Annotated in this window: 20 protein-coding genes and 1 tRNA gene; 7 read left to right on the top strand and 14 right to left on the bottom strand. The window is 67.4% G+C overall.

Annotated features, from left to right (window positions below; translation table 11 throughout):
• Positions 1 to 55 precede the first annotated feature (55 nt).
• From esaR to def, 8 genes are all read right to left on the bottom strand, one after another.
• Complete coding sequence (esaR, locus tag WS49_RS26665; RefSeq protein ID WP_059534925.1) at positions 56 to 757, bottom strand: response regulator transcription factor EsaR; 702 nt, start codon at positions 755 to 757, stop codon at positions 56 to 58.
• Positions 758 to 3,172 carry a sensor histidine kinase EsaS gene (esaS, locus tag WS49_RS26660; RefSeq protein WP_059534923.1) on the bottom strand — a complete coding sequence of 805 codons (2,415 nt, stop codon included), beginning with the start codon at positions 3,170 to 3,172 and terminating at the stop codon, positions 758 to 760.
• Positions 3,162 to 3,752: a DUF4390 domain-containing protein gene (locus tag WS49_RS26655; RefSeq protein WP_059535132.1), complete on the bottom strand. Its 591-nt coding sequence runs from the start codon at positions 3,750 to 3,752 to the stop codon at positions 3,162 to 3,164. The genes esaS and WS49_RS26655 overlap by 11 nt, the downstream gene beginning before the upstream one ends.
• Positions 3,749 to 5,137, bottom strand: coding sequence for a 16S rRNA (cytosine(967)-C(5))-methyltransferase RsmB (gene rsmB, locus WS49_RS26650; RefSeq protein WP_059534921.1), 1,389 nt, complete (start codon positions 5,135 to 5,137; stop codon positions 3,749 to 3,751). The genes WS49_RS26655 and rsmB overlap by 4 nt, the downstream gene beginning before the upstream one ends.
• A 175-nt stretch (positions 5,138 to 5,312) precedes the next feature.
• Positions 5,313 to 6,170, bottom strand: a complete 858-nt coding sequence (gene htpX / locus WS49_RS26645) for a zinc metalloprotease HtpX (protein ID WP_006485774.1) — start codon at positions 6,168 to 6,170, stop codon at positions 5,313 to 5,315.
• A gap of 100 nt (positions 6,171 to 6,270) precedes the next feature.
• On the bottom strand, positions 6,271 to 6,912 hold the full coding sequence (locus WS49_RS26640; protein WP_059534919.1) for a LysE family translocator: 642 nt from the start codon (positions 6,910 to 6,912) through the stop codon (positions 6,271 to 6,273).
• 110 nt (positions 6,913 to 7,022) lie between these two features.
• Positions 7,023 to 8,018: a methionyl-tRNA formyltransferase gene (fmt, locus tag WS49_RS26635; protein WP_059534917.1), complete on the bottom strand. Its 996-nt coding sequence runs from the start codon at positions 8,016 to 8,018 to the stop codon at positions 7,023 to 7,025.
• A 34-nt stretch (positions 8,019 to 8,052) separates the two neighbouring features.
• A complete protein-coding gene (gene def, locus WS49_RS26630) occupies positions 8,053 to 8,556 on the bottom strand; it encodes a peptide deformylase (protein ID WP_059534915.1) in 504 nt (167 codons plus the stop codon).
• A 184-nt stretch (positions 8,557 to 8,740) separates the two neighbouring features.
• Here def and dprA point away from each other — a divergent pair, with 184 nt between their 5' ends.
• The 3 genes from dprA (at position 8,741) to WS49_RS26615 (ending at position 13,269) form a co-directional block, all read left to right on the top strand.
• On the top strand, positions 8,741 to 10,060 hold the full coding sequence (dprA, locus tag WS49_RS26625) for a DNA-processing protein DprA (protein ID WP_059534913.1): 1,320 nt from the start codon (positions 8,741 to 8,743) through the stop codon (positions 10,058 to 10,060).
• A gap of 37 nt (positions 10,061 to 10,097) precedes the next feature.
• A complete protein-coding gene (locus WS49_RS26620) occupies positions 10,098 to 10,478 on the top strand; it encodes a thioredoxin family protein (protein WP_059534911.1) in 381 nt (126 codons plus the stop codon).
• A gap of 193 nt (positions 10,479 to 10,671) precedes the next feature.
• Positions 10,672 to 13,269, top strand: coding sequence for a DNA topoisomerase III (locus tag WS49_RS26615; protein WP_059534909.1), 2,598 nt, complete (start codon positions 10,672 to 10,674; stop codon positions 13,267 to 13,269).
• A gap of 143 nt (positions 13,270 to 13,412) precedes the next feature.
• Here the strand turns inward: WS49_RS26615 and WS49_RS26610 are convergent, their stop codons facing one another.
• On the bottom strand, positions 13,413 to 14,462 hold the full coding sequence (locus WS49_RS26610; protein ID WP_059534907.1) for a LysR family transcriptional regulator: 1,050 nt from the start codon (positions 14,460 to 14,462) through the stop codon (positions 13,413 to 13,415).
• Positions 14,463 to 14,888: 426 nt separating this feature from the next.
• Here WS49_RS26610 and WS49_RS26605 point away from each other — a divergent pair, with 426 nt between their 5' ends.
• Positions 14,889 to 15,902, top strand: coding sequence for a D-2-hydroxyacid dehydrogenase family protein (locus WS49_RS26605; RefSeq protein ID WP_057924643.1), 1,014 nt, complete (start codon positions 14,889 to 14,891; stop codon positions 15,900 to 15,902).
• A 49-nt stretch (positions 15,903 to 15,951) separates the two neighbouring features.
• Here the strand turns inward: WS49_RS26605 and WS49_RS26600 are convergent, their stop codons facing one another.
• A complete protein-coding gene (locus WS49_RS26600) occupies positions 15,952 to 16,818 on the bottom strand; it encodes a patatin-like phospholipase family protein (RefSeq protein WP_059534905.1) in 867 nt (288 codons plus the stop codon).
• Between the two features lie 8 nt (positions 16,819 to 16,826).
• Positions 16,827 to 17,231, bottom strand: coding sequence for a PaaI family thioesterase (locus WS49_RS26595; RefSeq protein ID WP_059534903.1), 405 nt, complete (start codon positions 17,229 to 17,231; stop codon positions 16,827 to 16,829).
• A 191-nt stretch (positions 17,232 to 17,422) separates the two neighbouring features.
• Here WS49_RS26595 and WS49_RS26590 point away from each other — a divergent pair.
• Positions 17,423 to 17,498, top strand: a tRNA-Lys gene (locus WS49_RS26590).
• Between the two features lie 187 nt (positions 17,499 to 17,685).
• A complete protein-coding gene (locus WS49_RS26585; protein WP_059534901.1) occupies positions 17,686 to 18,735 on the top strand; it encodes a DUF3592 domain-containing protein in 1,050 nt (349 codons plus the stop codon).
• Between the two features lie 42 nt (positions 18,736 to 18,777).
• On the opposite strand, the gene WS49_RS26580 is transcribed toward WS49_RS26585, so the two are convergent.
• Entirely contained in the window at positions 18,778 to 19,392 is a 615-nt protein-coding gene (locus tag WS49_RS26580; protein ID WP_059534899.1) for a CGNR zinc finger domain-containing protein, read from the bottom strand.
• Between the two features lie 81 nt (positions 19,393 to 19,473).
• Here WS49_RS26580 and WS49_RS26575 point away from each other — a divergent pair, with 81 nt between their 5' ends.
• Positions 19,474 to 20,289: an alpha/beta fold hydrolase gene (locus WS49_RS26575; RefSeq protein ID WP_059534897.1), complete on the top strand. Its 816-nt coding sequence runs from the start codon at positions 19,474 to 19,476 to the stop codon at positions 20,287 to 20,289.
• 29 nt (positions 20,290 to 20,318) lie between these two features.
• On the opposite strand, the gene WS49_RS26570 is transcribed toward WS49_RS26575, so the two are convergent.
• Together WS49_RS26570 and WS49_RS26565 are read right to left on the bottom strand one after the other, a co-directional pair.
• Positions 20,319 to 21,077 (bottom strand): amino acid ABC transporter ATP-binding protein, encoded by a 759-nt coding sequence (locus WS49_RS26570; RefSeq protein WP_059534895.1) that lies wholly within the window; start codon positions 21,075 to 21,077, stop codon positions 20,319 to 20,321.
• A complete protein-coding gene (locus tag WS49_RS26565) occupies positions 21,074 to 21,754 on the bottom strand; it encodes an amino acid ABC transporter permease (RefSeq protein WP_059534893.1) in 681 nt (226 codons plus the stop codon). Before WS49_RS26565 ends, WS49_RS26570 begins: the two co-directional genes overlap by 4 nt.
• Positions 21,755 to 21,763: the final 9 nt, after the last annotated feature.

The raw sequence follows: 21,763 nt of genomic DNA, 5'->3' as shown, positions 1-21,763 counted from the left end.
GAAGAGAAATTATATCCAGCCCTCATCACTTGCGCAAGTGTTTTCGCGAAATATTTTATGCGGCGCCTTCGGACGGCTTCTTGCCGAGCTCGACGCCGAGCTGCTTGAGCTTGCGATAAAGGTGCGTGCGCTCGAGGCCCGTCTTCTCCGCGACGCGCGTCATGCTGCCGTTCTCGCGCGCGAGGTGATATTCGAAGTACGCGCGCTCGAATGCGTCGCGCGCTTCGCGCAACGGGATGTCGAACGGAATCGCGGCCGTCTGGCCCGCGAGGCCGAGCGCCGTGACCATGTCGTCGCCGAGCGTCGGCAGCGCAGCCGCGGATGCGACGGCCGCCGGCCCCGATGCTTGCCCGATACCGGCTTTCGCCGCCGCGTTGACGGACACCGGCGCCGCGCCGCGCGCGAGACCGTGCTCGACGGACTTCAGCAGCTTCTGCAGCGCGATCGGCTTCTCGAGGAAATCGAGCGCGCCGATCTTCGTCGCCTCGACGGCCGTGTCGATCGTCGCGTGCCCGGACATCATGATCACGGGCATCGTCAACAGGCCCTGCGCCGCCCATTCCTTGAGCAGCGTGACGCCGTCGGTATCGGGCATCCAGATATCGAGCAGCACGAGATCGGGCGCTTGATTCAGGCGGTATTCCCGCGCGGCTTGCGCGTTCTCCGCCGCCTCGACGACATGTCCTTCATCGCTGAGGATCTCCGAGAGCAATTCCCGGATGCCCATTTCATCATCTACCACCAGGATGGTTGCCATTTACGCTGCCTTTGTCTGCACACTTGCTTTTGTCTTGGCGGGAGCCGTCCCGCCCTGCGCGCCGGATTCGGCGCCTGGCGTATCGCTCGCCATCTGCAGGAACAGGATCGACACCTGCGCACCCTCGACGGTCTCGCCGTGCATGCGATTGCGCAGATCGATCCGCGCACCGTGCTCGTCGACGATTTTCTTGACCGTGGCCAGCCCGAGCCCCGTGCCCTTCGCCTTCGTCGTCACGTACGGCTCGAACGCACGGGTCAGGATGCGTGCCGGAAAACCGGGCCCGTTGTCGGACACGGTAAGACGTACCGCGACGCGCGTTTTGCCCTCGGCGTCGGGATCGCCATATTCTACTGTCTTGGTTTCGATCAACACACGCGGATGCGCGACTTCCGCGACCGAATCCTGCGCGTTCTGCAGCAGGTTGTGAATCACCTGGCGCAGTTGCGTCGCGTCGCCGCGAATCACCGGCAGCGACGGCGCGAGTTCGGCGACGATCGCGCTCTTGCCTTCGCCGACACCATACAGCCCGAGCACCTCGCTCGCCAGTTCGTTCAGCTGCAGGTTTGCGAGCACCGCCGGCGGCGTGCGCGCATATTCGCGGAAGTCGTCGACCATCCGCTTCATCGCGGCCACCTGGTTGACGATCATCGTCGCGCCGCGCTTGAGCACGTCCGCATCGGGCGGTGCGAGCTTGTCGGACAGCTTCATCTGCAGCCGCTCGGCCGACAGCTGGATCGGCGTCAGCGGGTTCTTGATCTCGTGCGCGAGCCGTCGCGCGACCTCGCCCCATGCGACCGAACGCTGCGCGGAAATCACGTCGGAGATGTCGTCGAACACGACGACGTAGCCGGACGTCTGCGGATCGTCGGCCTCGCCCTCGACCGTCGACACGAGTCGCGTGCCGCGCACGAGCAAGGTCAGCGGATCGGCTTCGCCCGGCACCTCGATCGCGAACTGCTGCTGCCAGTGACCGCGATCGCCGCTGCCGCCGTCCGAAGCGGCTTCGCGATCGGCGAACGCCTTGCGCACCATCGCACCGAATTCCGCGACGACGCCGATCCGGTCGAGCGCCGTGCCGATCATCGAGCTGAACGGCTGCCGGAAGATCCGCTCGGCGCCGCGGTTGGCCGTCGTCAGCCGGAACTGGCGATCGAGCACGAACACGCCGGCCGTCAGGTTCGCGAGGATGCTCTCGAGATACGTCTTCGAATGCTCGAGCGCGATGCGGTTCTTCTCGACCGCCTGCCGAGCCTCGGACAACTGGCGCGTCATCGCATTGAACGACTGCGTGAGGAAGCCGAGCTCGTCGCGCGACTTGATCTCGCGCTTCGGCGTGTAGTCGCCTTCCGTGACCTCCTTCGTGCCCTGCGCGAGCAGGAACAGCGGCCGCGCGAGCTGCTGGCCGAGCGCGAGCGCGAGCATCATCGCGATGAAGGTCGCGAGGAACAGCGCGAGCGTCAGCGTGCCGATGTACATCTTGCGCAGCCCGGTGCGGCCGAGCGATTTTTCCTGATATTCGCGATACGCGCGCTGCACCGCGTCGGCGTTGTGCGCAAGCGTGGGCGGCACCGGCTGCGTGAGCTGCAGGAATCGCTCCGCCGGTTGCAGCAGCGACGTCGTCGCATCGGGAATCGGCCGCACGACGCGCAGCCGCAGCGCGCCCTTCGCGCCGTGCGCGCGCGGGTCGCCGTCGACCTCGCCCTCGATCGCCGCATACGCGCCGTGTTCGCGCGCCTGGCTCAGCATCAGCGGCGTCGGCAGGTCGTCCGGAATCAGCGCGGCGAAATTGCCCGACGCCTGCGCGACGATGTGCAGCTCGGGCGCCGCGCCGGAGCCGCCGCGGCTCGGCTCGACGATCGTCGCATCCTGCACGCCGAACTGGTCGCGCAGACGCAAGAGCGTGAGCGTCGTGCCGTTCGTGTTCGCATCGACGCTCGCGAGCTGGTCCGACATCAGCCGCGCCTTCGTCTGCAGGTCGGACAGCGACGCGTCGAGCATCCCGCGGCCGAGGTTCAGGCCGGCCGTCAGCGCGGTCTCGACGTTCACGTCGAACCACGACTCGATACTGCGCGACACGAACTGGTACGACACGATGTAGATGATCCCGCCCGGCACCACGCCGACGAGCGCGAAGAACACCGCGAGCTTCGCGAGGAGCCGCGTGCCGAACTTGCCCTTCCTCAGGCGCACGACGATCATCCCGATCAGACCGAGCACCACCAGCAGGAACACGAGCGCGACGATGATGTTCATCGCGTACAGCCACGAGTAGTAGCGGTCGAAGAATTCCGTGTTCGCGCTCGCGGCCGCGAGCAGCACGAGCAGCAGCAGCGCCGTGAGCGCGACGGTCGAGACGATCACGCGAACGAGGAGGCTCTTCCCGCTGGCCGCGCGGCGCACTTTATTTAGCACGTTCGGTCACCGTGAAAGTGAAGCGCTTCCAGTCCGACCCGAGCGTCCAGTCGCGGTTGTTCACCGCGTCGACCTGGAACGGCTTCGGCATCAGCGCCGTATCGAGCTGCATCCGCACCGAGGCGGTGTAGGTTTCGCCGGCGCGCACCTGGTTGCGGTCGATCACGTGCCACGACGTGATGTGCCGGACGACCGCGAGCGCGTCCTTCAGCGACGGGAAGCCGAGTTGCAGCCCGCCCGTCGACACGCGGTACTCGCGCGTGAGCGGCTGGAACGACAGTCGGATCGTCTGCGACACCGACACCGGCTGCTCGTCGAACCAGTACCAGCGCGCGCGGCCCAGTTCGAAGTCGGTCGTGAAGTAAAGCGGGATGCCCTTGTTGACCGCATCCTCGAGGTTCGGATTCAGCTCGAAATCGAAGCGGGCATCGAGGCTCCAGCCGCTTCCGTCAGCCTGCAGCGATGCGCGCTGCACGGCGATCGACTCGGCGCGCGCCTGCCGAACGACAGTCAGGCACAGCGTCAACGCGACCAGCAGGACGGCCGCGAGCCGAAGTGGAAAAAGGTGTTTGATCGTCACCGTTTCTGAAACCGCGCGTAGAAAAATCCGTCGTGATCGGTGTTCTGGTCGAGTGCGCCGGCCGCCCCGCCGTGCACGCCGCCCGGCAGCAGTTGGCCGGGCGCGTCCAATCGTACCGCATCTTCACAGGCCGCTTCAAACCAGCGAGCCTGCAACTCACCTTCCTCGGGGAAGATCGAACAGGTCACGTAGAGCAGTTCGCCGCCCGGCTTCACGAGCGGCCACAACGCCGTCAGGATGCGGCGCTGCTCCGCGACGAGCGCGGCGATGTCGGCTTCGCGACGCAGCCAGCGAATATCGGGATGACGGCGCACGATGCCGGACGCCGAGCACGGCACGTCGGCGAGGATGCGGTCGAACGGCCGGCCGTCGTACCACGCGCCCGGCGCGCCCGCATCGCCGACGCGCACGTCCGCCGCGAGCGACAGGCGCGCGAGGTTCTCGCCGATGCGCGCCGCGCGGGTCGCGTCGCTTTCGAGCGCAACGACTTCGGCGTCGGCCAGTTCGAGGATATGCCCGGTCTTGCCGCCCGGTGCCGCGCACGCGTCGAGCACGCGCATGCCGTCGCGCGCACCGAGCCATTCGGCCGCGAGCTGCGCACCGGCATCCTGCACCGATACGACGCCGTCGGCGAAGCCCGGAATGCGGTCAACCGGCAGCGCCGACGCGAGCCGCACCGCATGGCGGCCGATCGCGGTCGCGTCGATTCCGCTCGCGCGCAGCGTGTCGAGATACGCATCGACGGTCGCGCGGCGCGCGTTCACGCGCAGCGTCAGCGGCCCCTGGCGCTCGCCGGCCGCGAGAATCGCCTGCCAGGCGTCCGGCCACGCGCGCTTCACCGCATCGACCCACCAGGTGCGGTAATTCCAGCGTGCGACGGGATCATCCTGCATCGCCGCGACGAGCGCGTCGCGCTCACGCTGGAAACGCCGCAGCACGGCGTTGACCAGCCCCTTCGCGAACGCAAATTCGCGCCGTGAGCCGATCACGGTCACGGCCTGGTCGACGATCGTGAATGCCGGATATGCGGCCGCTTCCTCCGGATCGAGCAGCAGCGCGAGCGCACCGGCGAGCACCGCATGCACATGCGCGGGCGGCGCCTTGCTGACGAGCCGGCCGATCAGCCAGTCCGCACTGCCGAGACGACGCATCGTCCGGTACGCGACGTCTTGCGTCGCGCCGCGCGCCAGCGCCTGCGCGCCGGCCGGCATCTGCGCGAACACCGCGGCCAGTGCCGCCGGCAGCGCGGTGCCGCGCCGCACCGCATCGACGGCCTGCGCGGCCGCGTCGAGTGCGAAGCCCAGCGAATCGGGCGCGAGATGCAGCGCGGACAGGCGCGCGGCGCGGCCGGAGGAAGACTGAGCGGAGGAGCGGGTTCGTGTCATCGGAGCAAAATCGGCAAACGGGCGCCGCGAGCGGCGGGAACCCTGCGGCCGCGTGGCCGCCGCGATTCCAAACCGCGCATTGTAGCGTGAGGTCATGCGTCCCCTTTACGGGGCGCACAAATGAAACACCCCGCAGCGCAGGGCATGCGGGGTGACGTGTCGAGCGCGACGCGGCTTAGTCGAAGCGGCCGGTACGCGCCATCTCCATCAGACGCGCGATGCGCTCCTCGGTCGCCGGGTGCGTGGAGAACAGATTCTGCAGACCACCGCCGTGAAGCGGGTTCATGATCATCATCTGCGCGGTAGCCGGATGCGCTTCGGCCGCCTGGAACGGGATGCCCGCCGCATAGCGATGGATCTTGTCGAGCGCGGTGGCGAGCGACTGCGGATCGCCGGAGATCTGCGCGCCGCCGCGGTCGGCCTCGAACTCGCGCGCGCGCGAGATGGCCATCTGGATCAGCGCACCGGCGATCGGTGCGAGCAACGCGACCGCGATCCCCGCGATCGGGTTGGCCGGACGGCCGTTTTCGTCGCGACCGCCGAAGAACATCGCGAAGTTGGCCAGCGCCGAAATCGCGCCCGCCATCGTCGCGGTGATCGTCGAAATCAGGATGTCGCGATGCTTCACGTGCGCGAGCTCGTGCGCCATCACGCCGCGCATCTCGCGCTCGGACAGCACACGCAGGATGCCCGTCGTCGCGGCGACCGCCGCGTGCTCGGGGTTGCGACCCGTGGCGAACGCGTTCGGCGCGTCCTCGTTGATCAGATAGACGCGCGGCATCGGCAGGTTCGCGCGCGTGGCGAGTTCGCGCACCATCCGGTAGAACTGCGGCGCCGTGTTCTCGTCGACTTCCTGCGCGTTGTACATGCGCAGCACCATCTTGTCGGAGAACCAGTACGAGAAGAAATTCATGCCGAGCGCGAACAGCAGCGCGATCGTCATGCCGCGCGAGCCGCCGATCATGCCGCCGATCACGATGAACAGGGCCGTGATCGCGGCCATCAGCATCGCCGTTTTGACCCAATTGAACATACCCACTCCTTATCCGTCAGGGGACCCGCCGCACATCACGATGCACGGCGGAAAATTGTAAGTGATTTGTTAGATAAGGTCTTGCCGGAAAAATTCAATTTCAGCGTTGCGTCGCCGCGAGCCGCAGCCCGAGGCCGACGAAGGCGCTGCCCACCGTGCGGTCAAGCCACTTCCTGACGCCCGGCTTGCCGGAAAAGCGCTGCGTGACGCTGCCCGCGACCCACGCGACGATGCAGGTCCAGACCGTGCTCATCGCGACGAACACCGAACCGAGCGCCAGGAACGCCAGCGCCTTGTGCGGGCTGTCGGCCGACACGAACTGCGGGAAGAACGACACGAAGAACAGCACGACCTTCGGGTTCAGCACGTTGGTCCAGAAACCCTGCATGAACAGCTGTCGCAGCGGCCGCGCCGCCGTGGCCCGCGCCGCCTCGGCGCCTGCCGGCGCGGCGGCCTGCTTCGCGAGGATCATGCGCACGCCGAGGTAGATCAGGTAAGCGGCACCGACCAGCTTGATCACCGTGAACGCGGCGGCCGACGCCGCGAGCAGCGCGGTCAGGCCGAACGCGCACGCAAGCGCGTGCACGCAGCAGCCGGCGGAGATGCCAAGCGCGGACATCAGCCCCGCGCCACGGCCCTGCGCGACGCTGCGGCCGACGATGTACGCCGTATCGGGGCCGGGCGTGACGTTCAACAGGAAAACCGCGAGCACGAAAAAGCCGAAATGGGTGATGCCAAGCATGAGAACCTCGAAACCGGAAAGCGCAGGGAAATTCTACGCGCGCCTGCCGCGCCGCGCGACTCGGCCATTCGGCCGATTGCGCATGACCGGCATGTCGGGTCGAATGACGCTCAAAGCCCGTCGGGCAACGCGAAGCGCTGGCCCGCGGCGAGCGGCGAGCCGGCCAGGAATTCGCGCGCGGGCAGCCGCTTGCCGCCCGGCTTCTGCAGTTGCGTGACGCGCAGCGCGCCACCACCGCCGCAGGCGACGACCACGCCTTCCGGCGCAGCCTCGACGATCGTGCCGGGCGCCGTGTCGACAAGCGCGCCGCGCGCCGCCACCGGCTCGGCCGCCCACAGCTTGATTGCCGCGCCGTCGAGCATCGCGACGCCGCCCGGAAACGGGTCGAACGCGCGCACCTGGCGCGCGAGCACGTCGGCCGGCTTGCGCCAGTCGAGCGCCGCTTCGTGCTTGCCGATCTTTTCCGCGTAGGTCACGCCGTCGGCCGGCTGCGGAATGGCGGGCAGCGCGCCGTCGCGCTCGAGCCGCACCAGCGCGTCGACGATCAGGCGCGCACCGTCGGCGGCCAGCCGGTCGTGAAGCGTCGCGGTCGTATCGTCGGGCGCGATCGTGAGGCGCGCCTCCTCGATCATCGCGCCGGTGTCGAGGCCGACGTCCATCTGCATCAGCGTGACGCCCGTCTCGGCGTCACCGGCCTCGATCGCGCGATGGATCGGCGCGGCGCCGCGCCAGCGCGGCAGCAGCGACGCGTGGATGTTGATGCAGCCGGCGCGCGGAATATCGAGCACTTCCTGCGGCAGCAGCAGGCCGTATGCGGCGACCACCATCACGTCGTGCGGTGTCGCGCGCAGCAGCTCGATCGCGTCGGCCGCTTCCTCCGGGTATTTGCCCGCGCGGCGCAGCGACGTCGGCTGCGCGACGGGCATCCCGTGCTCGACGGCATAGCGCTTCACGGCGCTCGCCTGCAGTTTCATCCCGCGCCCGGCGGGGCGGTCGGGCTGGGTGAGCACGAGCGGCACCGGGAAACCGGCCTCGTGGATCGCGGCGAGTGCGGCCGCGGCGAATTCCGGCGTGCCGGCAAAAATCACGCGCAACGTATGGGTCATGACAGCGTTCGGGATCGGGCTGGGCAAACGCGCGTCACATCGCGCGTTCGAGTTTCTTCATCTTCGTCTTGATACGGGTCTGCTTCAGCGGCGACAGGTATTCGACGAACACGCGACCCATCAGGTGATCCATCTCGTGCTGCACGCACACGGCGAGAAGGCCCTCGCAGTCGAGCTCGAAGGTTTCGCCCTGCTCGTTGAGCGCACGCACGCGCACGTGGTCGGGACGCTCGACTTCGTCGTAGATCCCGGGCACCGACAGGCAGCCTTCCTCGTAGATCTGTTTCACGTCGCTCGACCAGACGATCTCGGGGTTGATGAACGCGCGCAGCTCGTTCTTCTCCTCGGAGACGTCGATCACGATCACGCGCTCGTGCACGTCGACCTGCGTCGCCGCGAGGCCGATGCCCGGCGCGGCGTACATGGTTTCGGCCATGTCGGCGACGAGCTTGCGGATCCGGTCGTCGACCTTGTCGACGGGCTTGGCGACCTTGTGCAGCCGCTTGTCGGGGTAATGAAGAATGTTCAGCAAAGCCATGGTGTTCGGTATTCGGTGGAGCGGCGCGCCGCATCGGCCATCCGGCCGGCTGGCGCCGCCGCCGGGATGCAATGAAGATGAGGCGGACGCGCGGTATGTCGATGCCGCGGGTCTGCCTCCTGCAATTGGCCGGACGCTCGTGCGCGCGGCCCTGTCGAGTATTTCGGATGATGAAAATTTTATCATGGCGCCACGCTGTTCGCTGGCCGTCGCATTCGAGGGGAACCTCATGTCGCCGCAAGCGCTGACGACCTCCGCGTTGCGTGCGTGGCTGCAGCTCGCGCATGCACCGGGACTCCCGCCCGCCGTGCTGCGTGCACTGCTCGATGCATTCGGCTCGCCGACGGCGCTGCTGCGCGCATCCGACCAGGCCATCGGTGCGGCGAGCAGCGCTGCCGCCGCGCGGGCGGTGCGCACCAGCCAGCCGAACGACCTCGACGCCCGCACCGACGCCGCACTGGCATGGCTCGACGCACCGGGCAACGCGCTCGTCACGCTCAACGATCCCGCCTATCCGCCGCGGCTGCGCGACCTGCACGATCCGCCGCCGCTGCTATATGTAAAGGGCAGGCTCGACTTGCTGCATGCGCGCGGGCTCGCTGTGGTCGGCAGCCGACATGCGACGCCGCAGGGGCTCGCGGACGCCACACGCTTCTCGCACACGCTATCCGATGCGGGCCTCGTGATCGTCTCCGGTCTCGCGCTCGGCATCGACGGCGCCGCACATCGCGGCGGGCTCGACGGCCGCGCCGGCACGGTCGCGGTGATCGCGACGGGCGCCGATCTCGTCTACCCGGCTCGGCACCGCACCCTTGCGCACGAGATTGCCGCACGCGGCGCGATCGTTTCCGAATGGCCGCTCGGCACACCCGCGCGGGCGGCGCATTTCCCGCAGCGCAACCGGCTGATCGCTGCGCTCGCGCTCGGCGCGCTCGTCGTCGAAGCCGCGCCGCGCTCCGGCTCGCTGATCACCGCGCGGCTCGCGAACGAGCTGGGCCGCGACGTGTTCGCGATGCCGGGCTCGATCCACGCGCCGCTCGCGCAGGGCTGCCATGCGCTGATCCGCGACGGCGCGAAGCTCACCACGACGCCGCTCGACGTGCTCGAGGAATACGGGTTGGGCGAACCGGCTGTTCACGCCGGCCGCGCGGAGAATTCGCGTTCGCGCCCCGATAACGGCGGAACAACTGACACCGCCGCGCGGTGCGCGGGCGAGCACATCGAGAAAACAGGTTCCGCCATTCCGGTCGCCACACCCGCCGAGATCGACGGCATGCCAACCGACAACCCGGTCGAACAGTCCGTGCTCGCCGCACTGGGATACGGCCCCGTTACTTACGAGTGGCTTGCCGAGCACACCGGCCTGTCCGACGACGCGCTGCACCGCGCGCTACTCGGGCTCGAACTGGCCGGCCGCGTTGCGAGCATGCCCGGCGGACGCTTCGCGCGGCTTGACGCAACGCCCACCCCGCCCGCGTCCGGCGTGCTACAGTCCCCCGCATAGAGGCGGCCGTGCCGCCGACGCAACCCCGAGGAATTCCATGCCCGCGCTGAATCTCGACACCGATGCCGATCGGATCGCCGAGCGCCTCGCCGATCCCGACACGCTGCTGGTCGCCTGCCTGTGTGCCGAATGGTGCGGCACCTGCCGTGACTACCGAACGGCCTTCGACCAGCTCGCCGACGCCCATCCCGACGCCTGCTTCGCATGGATCGACGTCGAAACCCATGCCGACCGGCTCGACGATCTCGACGTCGAGAATTTTCCGACGATCCTGATCGAGGACGCGAACACCGCGCGCTTCTTCGGCACGGTGCTGCCGCACGCGGCGATCGTCGAACGGATGCTGTCCGACCTGAGCGCCGTGCCCGGCGCGCCGCACGCACCGAAATTGCGCAACATCCTGAATGTCGAGGCGTAAGCCGCGCACCGGCCCGGCAGCCTTTTCCGCGCCGTTGCGCGTGCCGCCGCGCCGGGCGCTTGCCGCCGTTGCGGCCCCCCACTATGATGAGCCGCTTTTTGCACGCCGCGCCGCCGTCGCCGCGGCGTGTGCTATAAAGCCGTCGTAAAAGGGACCCACGCCGGCGAACCCGGTCTACCAACACATATCTGTCATGTCCAAAGCACTGATCATTGCGGAAAAGCCTTCTGTCGCGAACGACATCGCGCGCGCTTTGGGCGGCTTTACCAAGCATGACGAATACTTCGAGAGCGACGAATTCGTCCTGTCGTCCGCGGTCGGCCACCTGCTGGAAATCGCCGCCCCGGAAGAGTACGAGGTCAAGCGCGGGAAATGGAGCTTCGCTCATCTGCCCGTCATCCCCCCGCATTTCGACCTGAACCCGATCGCAAAAAGCGAGTCGCGCCTGAAAGTCCTGACCAAGCTCATGAAGCGCAAGGACGTCGACCGACTGATCAACGCATGTGACGCGGGGCGCGAGGGCGAGCTGATTTTCCGCCTGATCGTGCAGCACGCGAAGGCGAAACAGCCGGTCCAGCGCCTCTGGCTTCAGTCGATGACGCCGCAGGCGATCCGCGACGGTTTCGCGCACCTGCGCAGCGACACGGACATGCAGCCGCTCGCCGACGCCGCACGCTGCCGCTCGGAAGCCGACTGGCTCGTCGGGATCAACGGCACGCGGGCGATGACCGCGTTCAACAGCAAGGGCGGCGGCTTCTTCCTGACGACCGTCGGCCGCGTTCAGACGCCAACGTTGTCGATCGTCGTCGAACGTGAAGAGAAAATCCGCCGTTTCATCCCGCGCGACTACTGGGAAGTGAAGGCCGAGTTCGCGTGCGCGGGCGGTTTCTACGAAGGCAAGTGGTTCGACCCGAAATTCAAGCGCGACGAATTCGATCCTGAAAAGCGCGACTCCCGCCTGTGGAGCCTGCCGGCCGCCGAAACGATCGTCGCCGCGTGCCGCGACCAGGTCGGCACGGTGTCCGAGGAATCGAAGCCGTCGACCCAGCTGTCGCCGCTGCTGTTCGACCTGACGAGCCTGCAGCGCGAAGCGAACAGCCGCTTCGGCTTCTCCGCGAAGAACACGCTCGGTCTCGCGCAGGCGCTGTATGAAAAGCACAAGGTGCTGACCTACCCGCGTACCGACGCGCGCGCGCTGCCGGAAGACTACCTCTCGACGGTGCAGTCCACGCTCGAGATGCTCAAGGAGAGCCACAACTACCTGCCGCACGCGAAGCAGGTGCTCGACAAGGGCTGGGTGAAGCCGAACAAGCGGATCTTCGACAATTCAAAGATCAGCGACCACTTTGCAATCATCCCGACGCTGCAGGCGCCGAAGTCGCTGTCCGAGCCGGAGCAGAAGCTGTACGACATGGTCGTGAAGCGCTTCCTCGCGGTGTTCTTCCCGGCGGCCGAATTCCGCGTCACGACGCGGATCACCGAAGTCGCCGGCCATCACTTCAAGACCGAAGGCAAGGTGCTCGTCGAGCCGGGCTGGCTGCAGGTGTACGGCCGCGACGCCGAAGGCGCGGACGCGAACCTCGTGCCGGTGCAGAAGGACGAGAAGGTGAAGACGGACGAGATCGCCGCGGTCGCGCTCGTGACGAAGCCGCCCGCACGCTACTCGGAAGCGACGCTGCTGTCGGCGATGGAAGGCGCGGGCAAGCTCGTCGAGGACGACGAGCTGCGCGAGGCGATGGCCGCGAAGGGCCTCGGCACGCCGGCGACGCGCGCGGCGATCATCGAAGGCCTGCTCGGCGAGAAGTATCTCGTGCGCGAAGGCCGCGAACTGATCCCGACCGCGAAGGCATTTCAGCTGATGACGCTGCTGCGCGGGCTCGGCGTGAAGGAGCTGACCGCGCCCGAGCTCACCGGCGAATGGGAATACAAGCTGTCGCAGATGGAGCGCGGCAACCTCGGGCGCGACGCGTTCATGCAGGAAATCGCCCGCATGACGCAGCAGATCGTCAAGCGCGCGAAGGAATACGATTCCGACACGATCCCCGGCGATTACACGACGCTCGAGACGCCATGCCCGAACTGCGGCGGCCAGGTGAAGGAAAACTACCGCCGCTTCGCGTGCACGAAGTGCGAGTTCTCGATCTCGAAGATTCCGGGTAGCCGGCAGTTCGAGATCGCGGAAGTCGAGGAGCTGCTGCAGCAGAAGACGATCGGTCCGCTGTCCGGCTTCCGCAGCAAGATGGGCCGTCCGTTCTCGGCGATCCTGAAGCTCTCGTTCGACGACGAGACGAAGAACTACAAGCTCGAGTTCGACTTCGGCCAGGACCAGGGCGGTGAAGAAGGCGAGGCGCCCGACTTCTCCGCGCAGGAACCGGTCGGCGCGTGCCCGAAGTGCAAGGGCCGCGTGTTCGAGCACGGGATGAGCTATGTGTGCGAGCACTCGGTCGCGAATCCGAAAACCTGCGACTTCCGTTCGGGCAAGGTGATCCTGCAGCAGGAAATCACGCGCGAGCAGATGGCGAAGCTGCTGGCCGACGGCCGCACGGATCTGCTGCCGAACTTCAAGTCGTCGCGCACGGGGCGCAACTTCAAGGCCTTCCTCGTGAAGCAGCCGGACGGCAAGATCGGTTTCGAGTTCGAGAAGAAGGAGCCGAAGGCTGCCGCCGCGAAGAAGACGGCAAAATCGGCGACGAAGGATGCCGAAACCGTCACGGAAGGCGCCGACGAGAAGCCGGCACCGGCCCGCAAGACCGCCGCCCGCAAGACGACGGCGCGCAAGACCGGCTCGTAATGCACCGGCTGCCGGGGGCTCCCCCCGGCGCGTCGCACCTCGGACGCACGGCCATGCGAGCAGCGATAAAAAAAACGCGGATCGATCGCTCGATCCGCGTTTTTTCTTGATGCTGGCCGTGTCGGTGCGCGACCGCCGCGACGTTACAGCGGCGACGGCACCGCAACCCGCGCGCGCGGCGAACGCGCGAGGCGCGGCTGCAGGTTCGGGCCGGTCGATTCGGGCGGCTCGGCACGCGTCTCGACGCCGATCGGCGCAGGCGCAGCACCCTGTGCGGCCCACTGTTCGCCCATCGTCGCGTCGGTCGAGTGGCTGAAATACTCGACGAGGTGGTCGATGAACGTGCGCACCTTCGCAGGCAGATGGCGCCGGCTCGGATATGCGATGTTGATCTCGACCTGCGGCAGCCGGAAATCCGGCAGCAGCCGCACCAGCGCACCGCGCGCGATGTCGCTGCCGATCAGGTAGCTCGGCAGGATCGCGACACCCATCCCGAGCAGCGCGAACTGGCGCAGCATCGCGGTGTTGTTCGCGACGATCACGTTGGTCGGGCGCACGCGCACTTCGCCGTCCGGCCCCGTGAACACGCGCTCGTCGCCCCAGTATTCGGTCGGCAAGCTCAGCGCCGGGTGTTCGGCGAGATGTTCCGGGTGGGTCGGCACGCCGTGCTTTTCCAGGTAGCTCGGCGTCGCGCACACGGTCATGCAGCCCGTGGTCAGCCGGCGCGTGACGATGCTCGCGCTGCGCATCTGACGCGTGACGACGATGCCGACGTCGAAACCTTCCTCGACGAGATCGACCTGGCGATCGACCAGCGTCAGATCCGGCACCACTTTCGGGAAATTCTCGGTGTACGACTGCAGGACGGGCGCAAGGTTGTGCAGGCCGAACACGACCGGCGCGACGATGCGCAGCGTGCCGACCGGCTCGTGATTGCGCGCGACGACCATCTGTTCGACATCCTCGAGCTCATCGAGAATCTGGCGCGCCCGCTCCAGGTAGACCTGGCCCGACTCCGTCAGCGAAAGGCTGCGCGTGGTGCGGTTCAGCAGACGCGTGCCGAGCCGGCCTTCCAGATCGGCGACGTGACGCGTCGCGACCGCGTTGGAGATATCCATTGCACTCGCGGCCCGCGCGAAACTGCCGAGATCCGCAACCTTGACGAACACGCGCATCGACTGCAAATGATCCATAAACGACTCCTGCCGCTGTTACAACTTCAAAAAGTTGAAGCATATGCGTAATTCTCCTACGACAGCGGAAATGATGCAGAGTTGCTCAACAAGGCCTGCGTTGACGACAAAAATAGTCAAAAATCCTCACTCATCGCGAATGGATGATCCAATTATTCTGATTGGAGCAACAATTGGGTGAACCTCGTCCGGTAAGCGGCCGAATCAGGAAGGACGTGTCTGATGCGACACAACATCGCACCCCGCCGCAGCCGACGGGAGCGGCGCCGGGTCTGGCCGGCGCCGATTGCGGCGGAGCGTAACAACCTGTTAAAAAGACACCACGACGTCCGCCGACGTAGCATCATGTCGGCCCCGGCCGGGCGGGACGGGTGCGCGACGTGCGCCGCCGCCACTGCCGCTTTCAACGCGCGACTCCCGCTGATCATGAAAATTGCCATCCTCGACGACTACCAGGACGCCGTCCGCAAGCTGAACTGCTTCGAGATGCTCGCCGAGCACGACGTGAAGGTCTTCAACAACACGGTACGCGGCCTGGGGCAACTCGCGAGCCGCCTGGCGGAAGTCGAGGCGCTCGTGCTGATCCGCGAGCGCACGCCGATTTCGTCGCAATTGCTCGCCAAGCTGCCGAACCTGCGCATGATCAGCCAGACCGGCCGTATCTCGAGCCACATCGACCTCGAAGCGTGTACCGATCGCGGCATCGCGGTGCTCGAAGGCACGGGTTCGCCGGTCGCGCCCGCCGAACTGACCTGGGCGCTCGTGATGGCCGCCCAGCGTCGCATTCCGCAATACGTCGCGAACCTGAAACAGGGTGCCTGGCAGCAGTCGGGCCTGAAGACGTCGGCGCTGCCGCCGAACTTCGGTCTCGGCCAGGTGCTGCGCGGCCAGACGCTCGGCATCTGGGGCTATGGCAAGATCGGCCGGCTGGTCGCCGGCTACGGCAAGGCGTTCGGGATGAACGTGCTGATCTGGGGCCGCGAGCATTCGCTCGAGGCCGCACGCGCCGACGGCTACACCGCCGCCGAGAGCCGCGAAGCGCTGTTCGAGCAGAGCGACGTGCTGTCGCTGCACCTGCGCATGCACGACGACACGCGCGGGATCGTGAAGCAGGAAGACCTGATGCGGATGAAGCCGACGTCGCTGCTCGTCAACACGAGCCGCGCGGAACTGCTCGAGGAAAACGCGCTCGTCAACGCGCTGTCGCACAACCGTCCGGGGATGGTCGCGATCGACGTGTTCGAGAGCGAGCCGATTCTGCAGGGCTACAGCCTGCTGCGGATGGAAAACGTGATCTGCACGCCGCACATCGGCTACGTCGAGCGCGAAAGCTACGAGCTCTACTTCAGCGCGGCGTTCCGGAACATCCTCGCGTTCGACCAGGGCGACCTGTCGAGCGTCGTCAATCCGGAAGCGCTGACGCCGCGCCGCGTGCGCTGACCGGCACGAGCCGCGTTCGCCGCGCGGCTCCGCTTCTCCGTTCCCGCCTTCAGGCGGCCACGCGGCCGCCCGTCATCGCGTCGACGCGCGTGAGGAAATGCTCGCCGTCGCGCCGTCCGAGGTCGTATGCATGCCGCATCTGCGACGGACTCGTGTAATCCCAGCTCGAAATCGGCACCTTGCTCGACGGCTGCACATAGAGCCGCCGCTGGTCGCCATGCGCGACCGTGAACATCTGCGGGCGCGGATACAGCCGGGTGACGAGCACCAGCACGTCGCCCGGCGATGCGTCGAGCGCGTCGACCGGCACGTTGTCGACCATGCCGCCGTCGAGCACCGGCCGGCCGCCGCGGCGCAGCACCGGCGTGAACGGCGGCGTGCACGACGACTGCAGGATCAGGTCGGCGAGTTCTTCGACGCTCGCGCATGCCTGCGCGCGCACGAACTCGGGCCGGAAGCCGAGCGTGCGCCCGAGCGTCGGGTGCAGCGTCTTGCGCACGTACTTTTCGATGTTGTATGCAACGAGGCCGGCCGCGACCGCGCTGCGCGCGCCGAGCCAGCGCGGCACGTGCGACACGCCGATGCGGATCTCCGGCGCGTCGGCAAGTTGCGGGAACGGCTCGCCGTAGATGTCGAGCAGCGCCTGACGGTAGATCCGGTAATGCGGAAACACCGGCTCGCGCCCGAACAGGTTGCCCCAGTACGCGTTCTTGCGGTTGTGGCGCAGCGCCTCCTCGTAATAGCGCATCACCCACGCGGCGTCGCGCGTATACAGCATGCAGGCGGTCGCCGCGCCGGCCGAGATGCCGGCGATCACGCGCGGACGCAAGCCGAGCGCCGGCTGGGCAACGTCCCAGAAGCCGGCCTGCCACCAGCAGCGATTGCCGCCGCCCGCGAAAACGATCTGGTCGAACATCGCGCCGCTCAGCCGACGAGCGCGTAGGTCGACGTTGCGTGAACGGCCATCTTGCCGTCCTCGTCGAACAGCTCGACTTCGCCGAACACCAGGTTGCGGCCCATCCGCAGCACGCGCGCGGTGACGAGCACGTCGCCCTTGCGCACCGGACGCATGAAATTCGTGTTCAGCGACACGGTGGTCATCGGCCGGAACTCGCCGAGCGCGACCGAGATCGCGACCACCATCGCGGTGTCGGCGGCGGCCGTGAACACCTGCCCGCAGATGATGCCGCCCGAATGACGGAATTCGCCGGAAAACGGCAGGCGCATCGTGACGCTGTCGTCGCCGATCGATACGGGGACCAGACCGAGCGAGCGGACCCACGGGGCCAGCAGGCGGTCCAGCAATTCGCGGACTGCGTTTTCGTCCATCTTCGAATGTCCAGAAAACGTTGCGCGACCGCCGCGCAACAGGTGTGGACGTCATCATACCGGGAGCGCGCCAACTGCGATCGCTCGTGACCGCGCGGGGAGCCGCCGCGGCCGTGACGAAGTATTTTCAGGAAATTTGCAGAAAGCACTTGCCAAGACCGAAATACCCGTGCATAATCTTTCTTCTGTTGGGGGCGTTAGCTCAGTTGGTAGAGCAGCGGACTCTTAATCCGTAGGTCGAGTGTTCGAGTCACTCACGCCCCACCAGGAATTCAAAAGGCCGGTCAGCGCAAGCTGACCGGCCTTTTTCCGTTCAGGCGCCCGCCTGACTCCCCCGCGTCACGGCATGCAATTACATACATGCCTCGCCCGCGCACTTTCCGCTAGAATCGTCCGACAAAATATCACACGACCGGGACGGCGATCGCCATATCGCCGCCGGCACTGAGAGAGCATGGGACGTCAGACATGGAATCATGTGAGCGAGACGCGACCATTCAGAGGGCATGGTCACGCCGACAGCGGCGCGCGCGTCGAGTCGCGCCATCCCCCCGATCGCATCCGGCCCCGTCGCACGACGCGCACCGCGAATCCGGCCATGCCACGTAAGGAAGCGCTCGTCGCACTCGCGCTCGGCGTTGCACTGCTCGTGGTCGCAGCGATGCTCGCCGTCATCGCGAGCCATGCGGTGGGTGATCTGGTCCGCACGCCGGGCACGGTCGTGCGCATCGTGCAGGACAGCGACGCGATGCGCGGATACCGCCCGATCGTCGCCTATCTCGCGAACGACGGCCATCGCCGTGAAGTCGCCGGCAATACCGCATCGGTGGTCCCGGCGTACGACATCGGCGAAAGCGTGGACGTCCTGGTCGATCCGGCCCATCCGAACCGTCCCGCGCTGATCGACGATTTCACGCAACGCTGGTTTCCCGTCGCGGTGCCGACACTGCTCGCGGTCGCGTCGCTTGCGATCGGCAGCCTGCTGTACAGGAGCGAGCGCCGCAGCCGGCACGCCGACGCGCTTGCCGCACCGGCCGCCGGCAAGTCGGCCCGGCGCCGCTGGAACATCGCGATCGTGCTGATGCCGATCGCGATCGGCACCGGCTTCCTGGCCGGCGCCGGCGCCGCCGGGCTGAGACAATGGCAGATCGCCCGCCATTACGCGCACTCGACCGGCCACGTCGTCGAGATCACCGAATCCGCCCAATCGTCCCGCACACGCACGTCGCTCTATTCGGCGACCATTGCGTTCACGACGGACAGCGGCCGCCCGGTCACGTTCGCGCAAGGCTCGGCTTCATCGCGCCCCGGCCTGTACGAAGGCGAGGTGGTCAACGTGCTGTACGACCCCGTCATACCCGAGCGCGCGGTCATCGACCGGTTCTGGGACCGGTGGGGACTCACGGCGATCCTGTTTGCGATCGGCGCGCCGTTCCTCGTCGCCGGATTGTGCGTCATCGGTGCGCTGTGGCCCGACCATCGGCCGCACGAACTCACGGAATGACGAACGCGGAGCAGCCGGGCCGTCGACACCACGGCCCGCGCCTCACCGCTCCCTGAACGCCTCCACCTTCGCGCGATTCCCGCACGTGCGCATGTCGCACCAGCGTCGCCCGACGCCGCGGCCGCGATCGACGAAGAACCACGTACAGCGGCCGCACTGCCGCACGCGCGCGAAGTCGTCGCCGCGCAGCAGATGCTCGAACCCGAGCGCGGCCGCGTCGACCCAGCGCGACGCCGCACGCGCATCGGGCCGCCATGCGAAGCGGCCATCGACCGCGTCGAACGTGCTGCGCCCGATCGCATCGCGAATCGCCTCCGCGAGCCGATGCGCCGCCCGCGCGCCGGCGCTGCCGCCGCCACCGCTCGTCAGGTGCGCGAGCGCCACGTATGCATCCTCGCGAAAACCATGCAGCGCGGCGAGTTCGTCCGCGCCGTCCTGCCGGGGATGACGCAGAAACCGTGTCAGGTCGACTCGGGCCAGCAAGCCCGACTTCCCCGCCCATGCGCGCACGGCCGCCCAGTCGACGAGTTTGTCCTCGTCGCGCGTCTTGCCCGTGTCGGCCACAGTGTTCAGGAAATCCAGCGCCGGATGGCCGCCGACGAAATCGGCCGCGGTCCATGCGTGCACCTGTCGCGCAGGCTCGCGTCGAGTAACCATTTATTTCCACCTATCGGTTTCATATCCGGATGAACAGGCGTAACCTGTTATCAACCCAAACAGGTTAGCACGGAGGCACCGATGCTCGATCTCGCCAATCGCTTCGTTTTCGACGGTCACCGGATCGCATGGGGCACGCTCGGTGAAGGGCCGCCGCTCGTGCTCGTGCACGGCACGCCGTTTTCATCGCAGGTGTGGCGCCGGATCGCGCCATGGCTCGCGCGACGCCATCGCGTGTTCTTCTACGACCTGCTCGGCTACGGCCAGTCGGACATGCCCGACGCGGACGTCTCGCTCGGCCGGCAGAACGTGCTGTTCGGCGCCCTGCTCGACGAATGGAAAATTTCGCGCCCGCGCGTGCTTGCGCACGATTACGGCGGCGCGACCGTGCTGCGCGCGCACTTCCTCGACGGCATCGCGTATTCGGACCTGACGCTCGTGAACCCGGTCGCGATCGCGCCGCAAGGCTCGCCGTTCGTGCGGCATGTCGCGCAGCACGAAGCCGCGTTCACCGGGCTGCCGGCGTATGCGCACCATGCGCTCGTGTCGGCCTACATCGGCCATGCCGTCGCGCGACCGTTGAGCGACGACGTGCTGTCGATCTATCGCTCGCCATGGCTCACGCCGACCGGCCAGCCGGCGTTCTATCGACAGATCGCCCAAATGCGACAGCGTTACATCGAGGAAGCCGAGGCACGCTATGCGCCGCCGGACTTTCCGGTGCGCATCGTGTGGGGTGAGGACGACGCGTGGATTCCGCTCGAACAGGGGCAGGCCCTCGCCGATCGCATCGCGGGCGGCAGGTTGATCCGCGTGCCGTGTGCGGGGCACCTGGTCCAGGAGGATGCGCCCGAGGCGATCGTCGCCGCGGTGCTCGACGCACACGGACAACAATGATCGACCACGCAACCGCGTGACGTGGCAAATCAGAAGGCCGGCACGCCCTGCGCGAGCGTCGCGACGAACTTCGCGGTGCGCGGATCGCGCGGCCGCCCGAACAGTTCGCGCGATGCGCCGGCCTCGACCACCCGGCCATCCGCGAGAAACACCGCATCGTGCGCGACCGACGCCGCCAGGCGCAGGTCGTGCGTGGCCATCAGCATCGTCGTGCCTTCCCGCGCGAGCTGGCGCAGCACTTCGACGACTTCGACGGACAATTCAGGATCGAGCGCGGACGTCGGCTCGTCGCACAGCAGCACCTGCGGCGACGGTGCGAGCGCGCGCGCGATGGCCACGCGCTGCTGCTGGCCGCCCGACAGCGTCGCGGGCCATGCGTCGGCCTTGTCGGCGATACCGACCTTGTCCAGCAACGCGAGCGCCCGTTCGCGCGCCTGCTCGCGCGGCCAGCGCTGCACGGTCACGAGCCCTTCCATCACGTTCTGCACGACGCTCAGGTGCGGAAACAACTGGAAGTTCTGGAACACCATGCCGGTCTGACGGCGCACCGCGAACACGTGATCGCGCGACGGGCGACGCCCCGCCGCGAAGTCGATGCGGGCATCGCCGACCGTGAGCACGCCCGCCTCCGGCACTTCGAGCAGGTTCACGCAGCGCAGCAGCGTGCTCTTGCCGCTGCCGGACGGCCCGATCAACGCGGTCACGCTGCCGGGCTGCAACGCGAGGTCGATGCCGGTCAGCACGCGCTGCGCGCCGAACGATTTGTCGATGCGTTCGAGACGGATCATCGCAACTCCGCGTGGAACAACGCATGGCGCCCGAAGCGGAGCTCGAGCCGACGTTGCAGCGACGAGAGCACAGAGCTGAACAGCAGATAGATCAGCGCGGCTTCGGTATAGAGGATCAGCGGCTCGTAGGTGACGGCCGCGATGCGCTGCGCAGCCTGGAAGATCTCGGGCACGGTCAGCACGGCCGCGAGCGACGTGTCCTTCACCAGCGAGATGAACGAGTTCGACAGCGCGGGCAGCGCGACGCGCGCGGCCTGCGGCAGGATCGCGCGGCGCAGCGCCTGCGCGCGCGTCATCGCCATCGAGTACGCGGCTTCCCACTGCCCCTTCGGGATCGATTCGATCACGCCGCGGATCACCTCGGCGTTGTACGCGCCGACGTTCAGCGAGAAGCCGATCACGGCGGCGGTCAGCGGATCGAGCACGATGCCGACGTTCGGCAATCCGTAGAAGATCACGAACAGCTGCACGAGCAGCGGCGAGCCGCGAAACAACCAGATGTAGAAACGCACGCCGGCCTGCGCCCAGCGCGGCCCGAACAGGCGCGCGAGCGCCGCGCCGAACGCGAGCAGCAGGCCGATCGCGAACGACGCGAGCGTGAGCGGAACCGTGAACACGAGCCCCGCCACCAGCAGGGGCCGCAGCGATTCCGCCATCAGGTGCAGCCAGGGCGGCATCGGTCAGCC

The sequence above is a fragment of the Burkholderia sp. RF7-non_BP4 genome (assembly GCF_001521935.1).
Lineage (GTDB): Bacteria > Pseudomonadota > Gammaproteobacteria > Burkholderiales > Burkholderiaceae > Burkholderia > Burkholderia diffusa.
Note: the sequence above shows the minus strand (reverse complement) of the source record. Positions and strands in the feature narration are given on the sequence as shown.

Coding starts and splice junctions, on each gene's coding strand:
- WS49_RS26640 (WP_059534919.1), bottom strand. CDS start 6,912: ATGCTTGGCATCACCCATTTCGGCTTTTTCGTGCTCGCGGTTTTCCTG.
- dprA (WP_059534913.1), top strand. CDS start 8,741: ATGGCGCCACGCTGTTCGCTGGCCGTCGCATTCGAGGGGAACCTCATG.
- WS49_RS26620 (WP_059534911.1), top strand. CDS start 10,098: ATGCCCGCGCTGAATCTCGACACCGATGCCGATCGGATCGCCGAGCGC.
- WS49_RS26595 (WP_059534903.1), bottom strand. CDS start 17,231: ATGGACGAAAACGCAGTCCGCGAATTGCTGGACCGCCTGCTGGCCCCG.
- WS49_RS26615 (WP_059534909.1), top strand. CDS start 10,672: ATGTCCAAAGCACTGATCATTGCGGAAAAGCCTTCTGTCGCGAACGAC.
- htpX (WP_006485774.1), bottom strand. CDS start 6,170: ATGTTCAATTGGGTCAAAACGGCGATGCTGATGGCCGCGATCACGGCC.
- WS49_RS26580 (WP_059534899.1), bottom strand. CDS start 19,392: ATGGTTACTCGACGCGAGCCTGCGCGACAGGTGCACGCATGGACCGCG.
- WS49_RS26565 (WP_059534893.1), bottom strand. CDS start 21,754: ATGCCGCCCTGGCTGCACCTGATGGCGGAATCGCTGCGGCCCCTGCTG.
- WS49_RS26605 (WP_057924643.1), top strand. CDS start 14,889: ATGAAAATTGCCATCCTCGACGACTACCAGGACGCCGTCCGCAAGCTG.
- def (WP_059534915.1), bottom strand. CDS start 8,556: ATGGCTTTGCTGAACATTCTTCATTACCCCGACAAGCGGCTGCACAAG.
- fmt (WP_059534917.1), bottom strand. CDS start 8,018: ATGACCCATACGTTGCGCGTGATTTTTGCCGGCACGCCGGAATTCGCC.
- esaR (WP_059534925.1), bottom strand. CDS start 757: ATGGCAACCATCCTGGTGGTAGATGATGAAATGGGCATCCGGGAATTG.
- WS49_RS26585 (WP_059534901.1), top strand. CDS start 17,686: ATGGGACGTCAGACATGGAATCATGTGAGCGAGACGCGACCATTCAGA.
- WS49_RS26570 (WP_059534895.1), bottom strand. CDS start 21,077: ATGATCCGTCTCGAACGCATCGACAAATCGTTCGGCGCGCAGCGCGTG.
- WS49_RS26610 (WP_059534907.1), bottom strand. CDS start 14,462: ATGGATCATTTGCAGTCGATGCGCGTGTTCGTCAAGGTTGCGGATCTC.
- rsmB (WP_059534921.1), bottom strand. CDS start 5,137: ATGACACGAACCCGCTCCTCCGCTCAGTCTTCCTCCGGCCGCGCCGCG.
- WS49_RS26600 (WP_059534905.1), bottom strand. CDS start 16,818: ATGTTCGACCAGATCGTTTTCGCGGGCGGCGGCAATCGCTGCTGGTGG.
- WS49_RS26575 (WP_059534897.1), top strand. CDS start 19,474: ATGCTCGATCTCGCCAATCGCTTCGTTTTCGACGGTCACCGGATCGCA.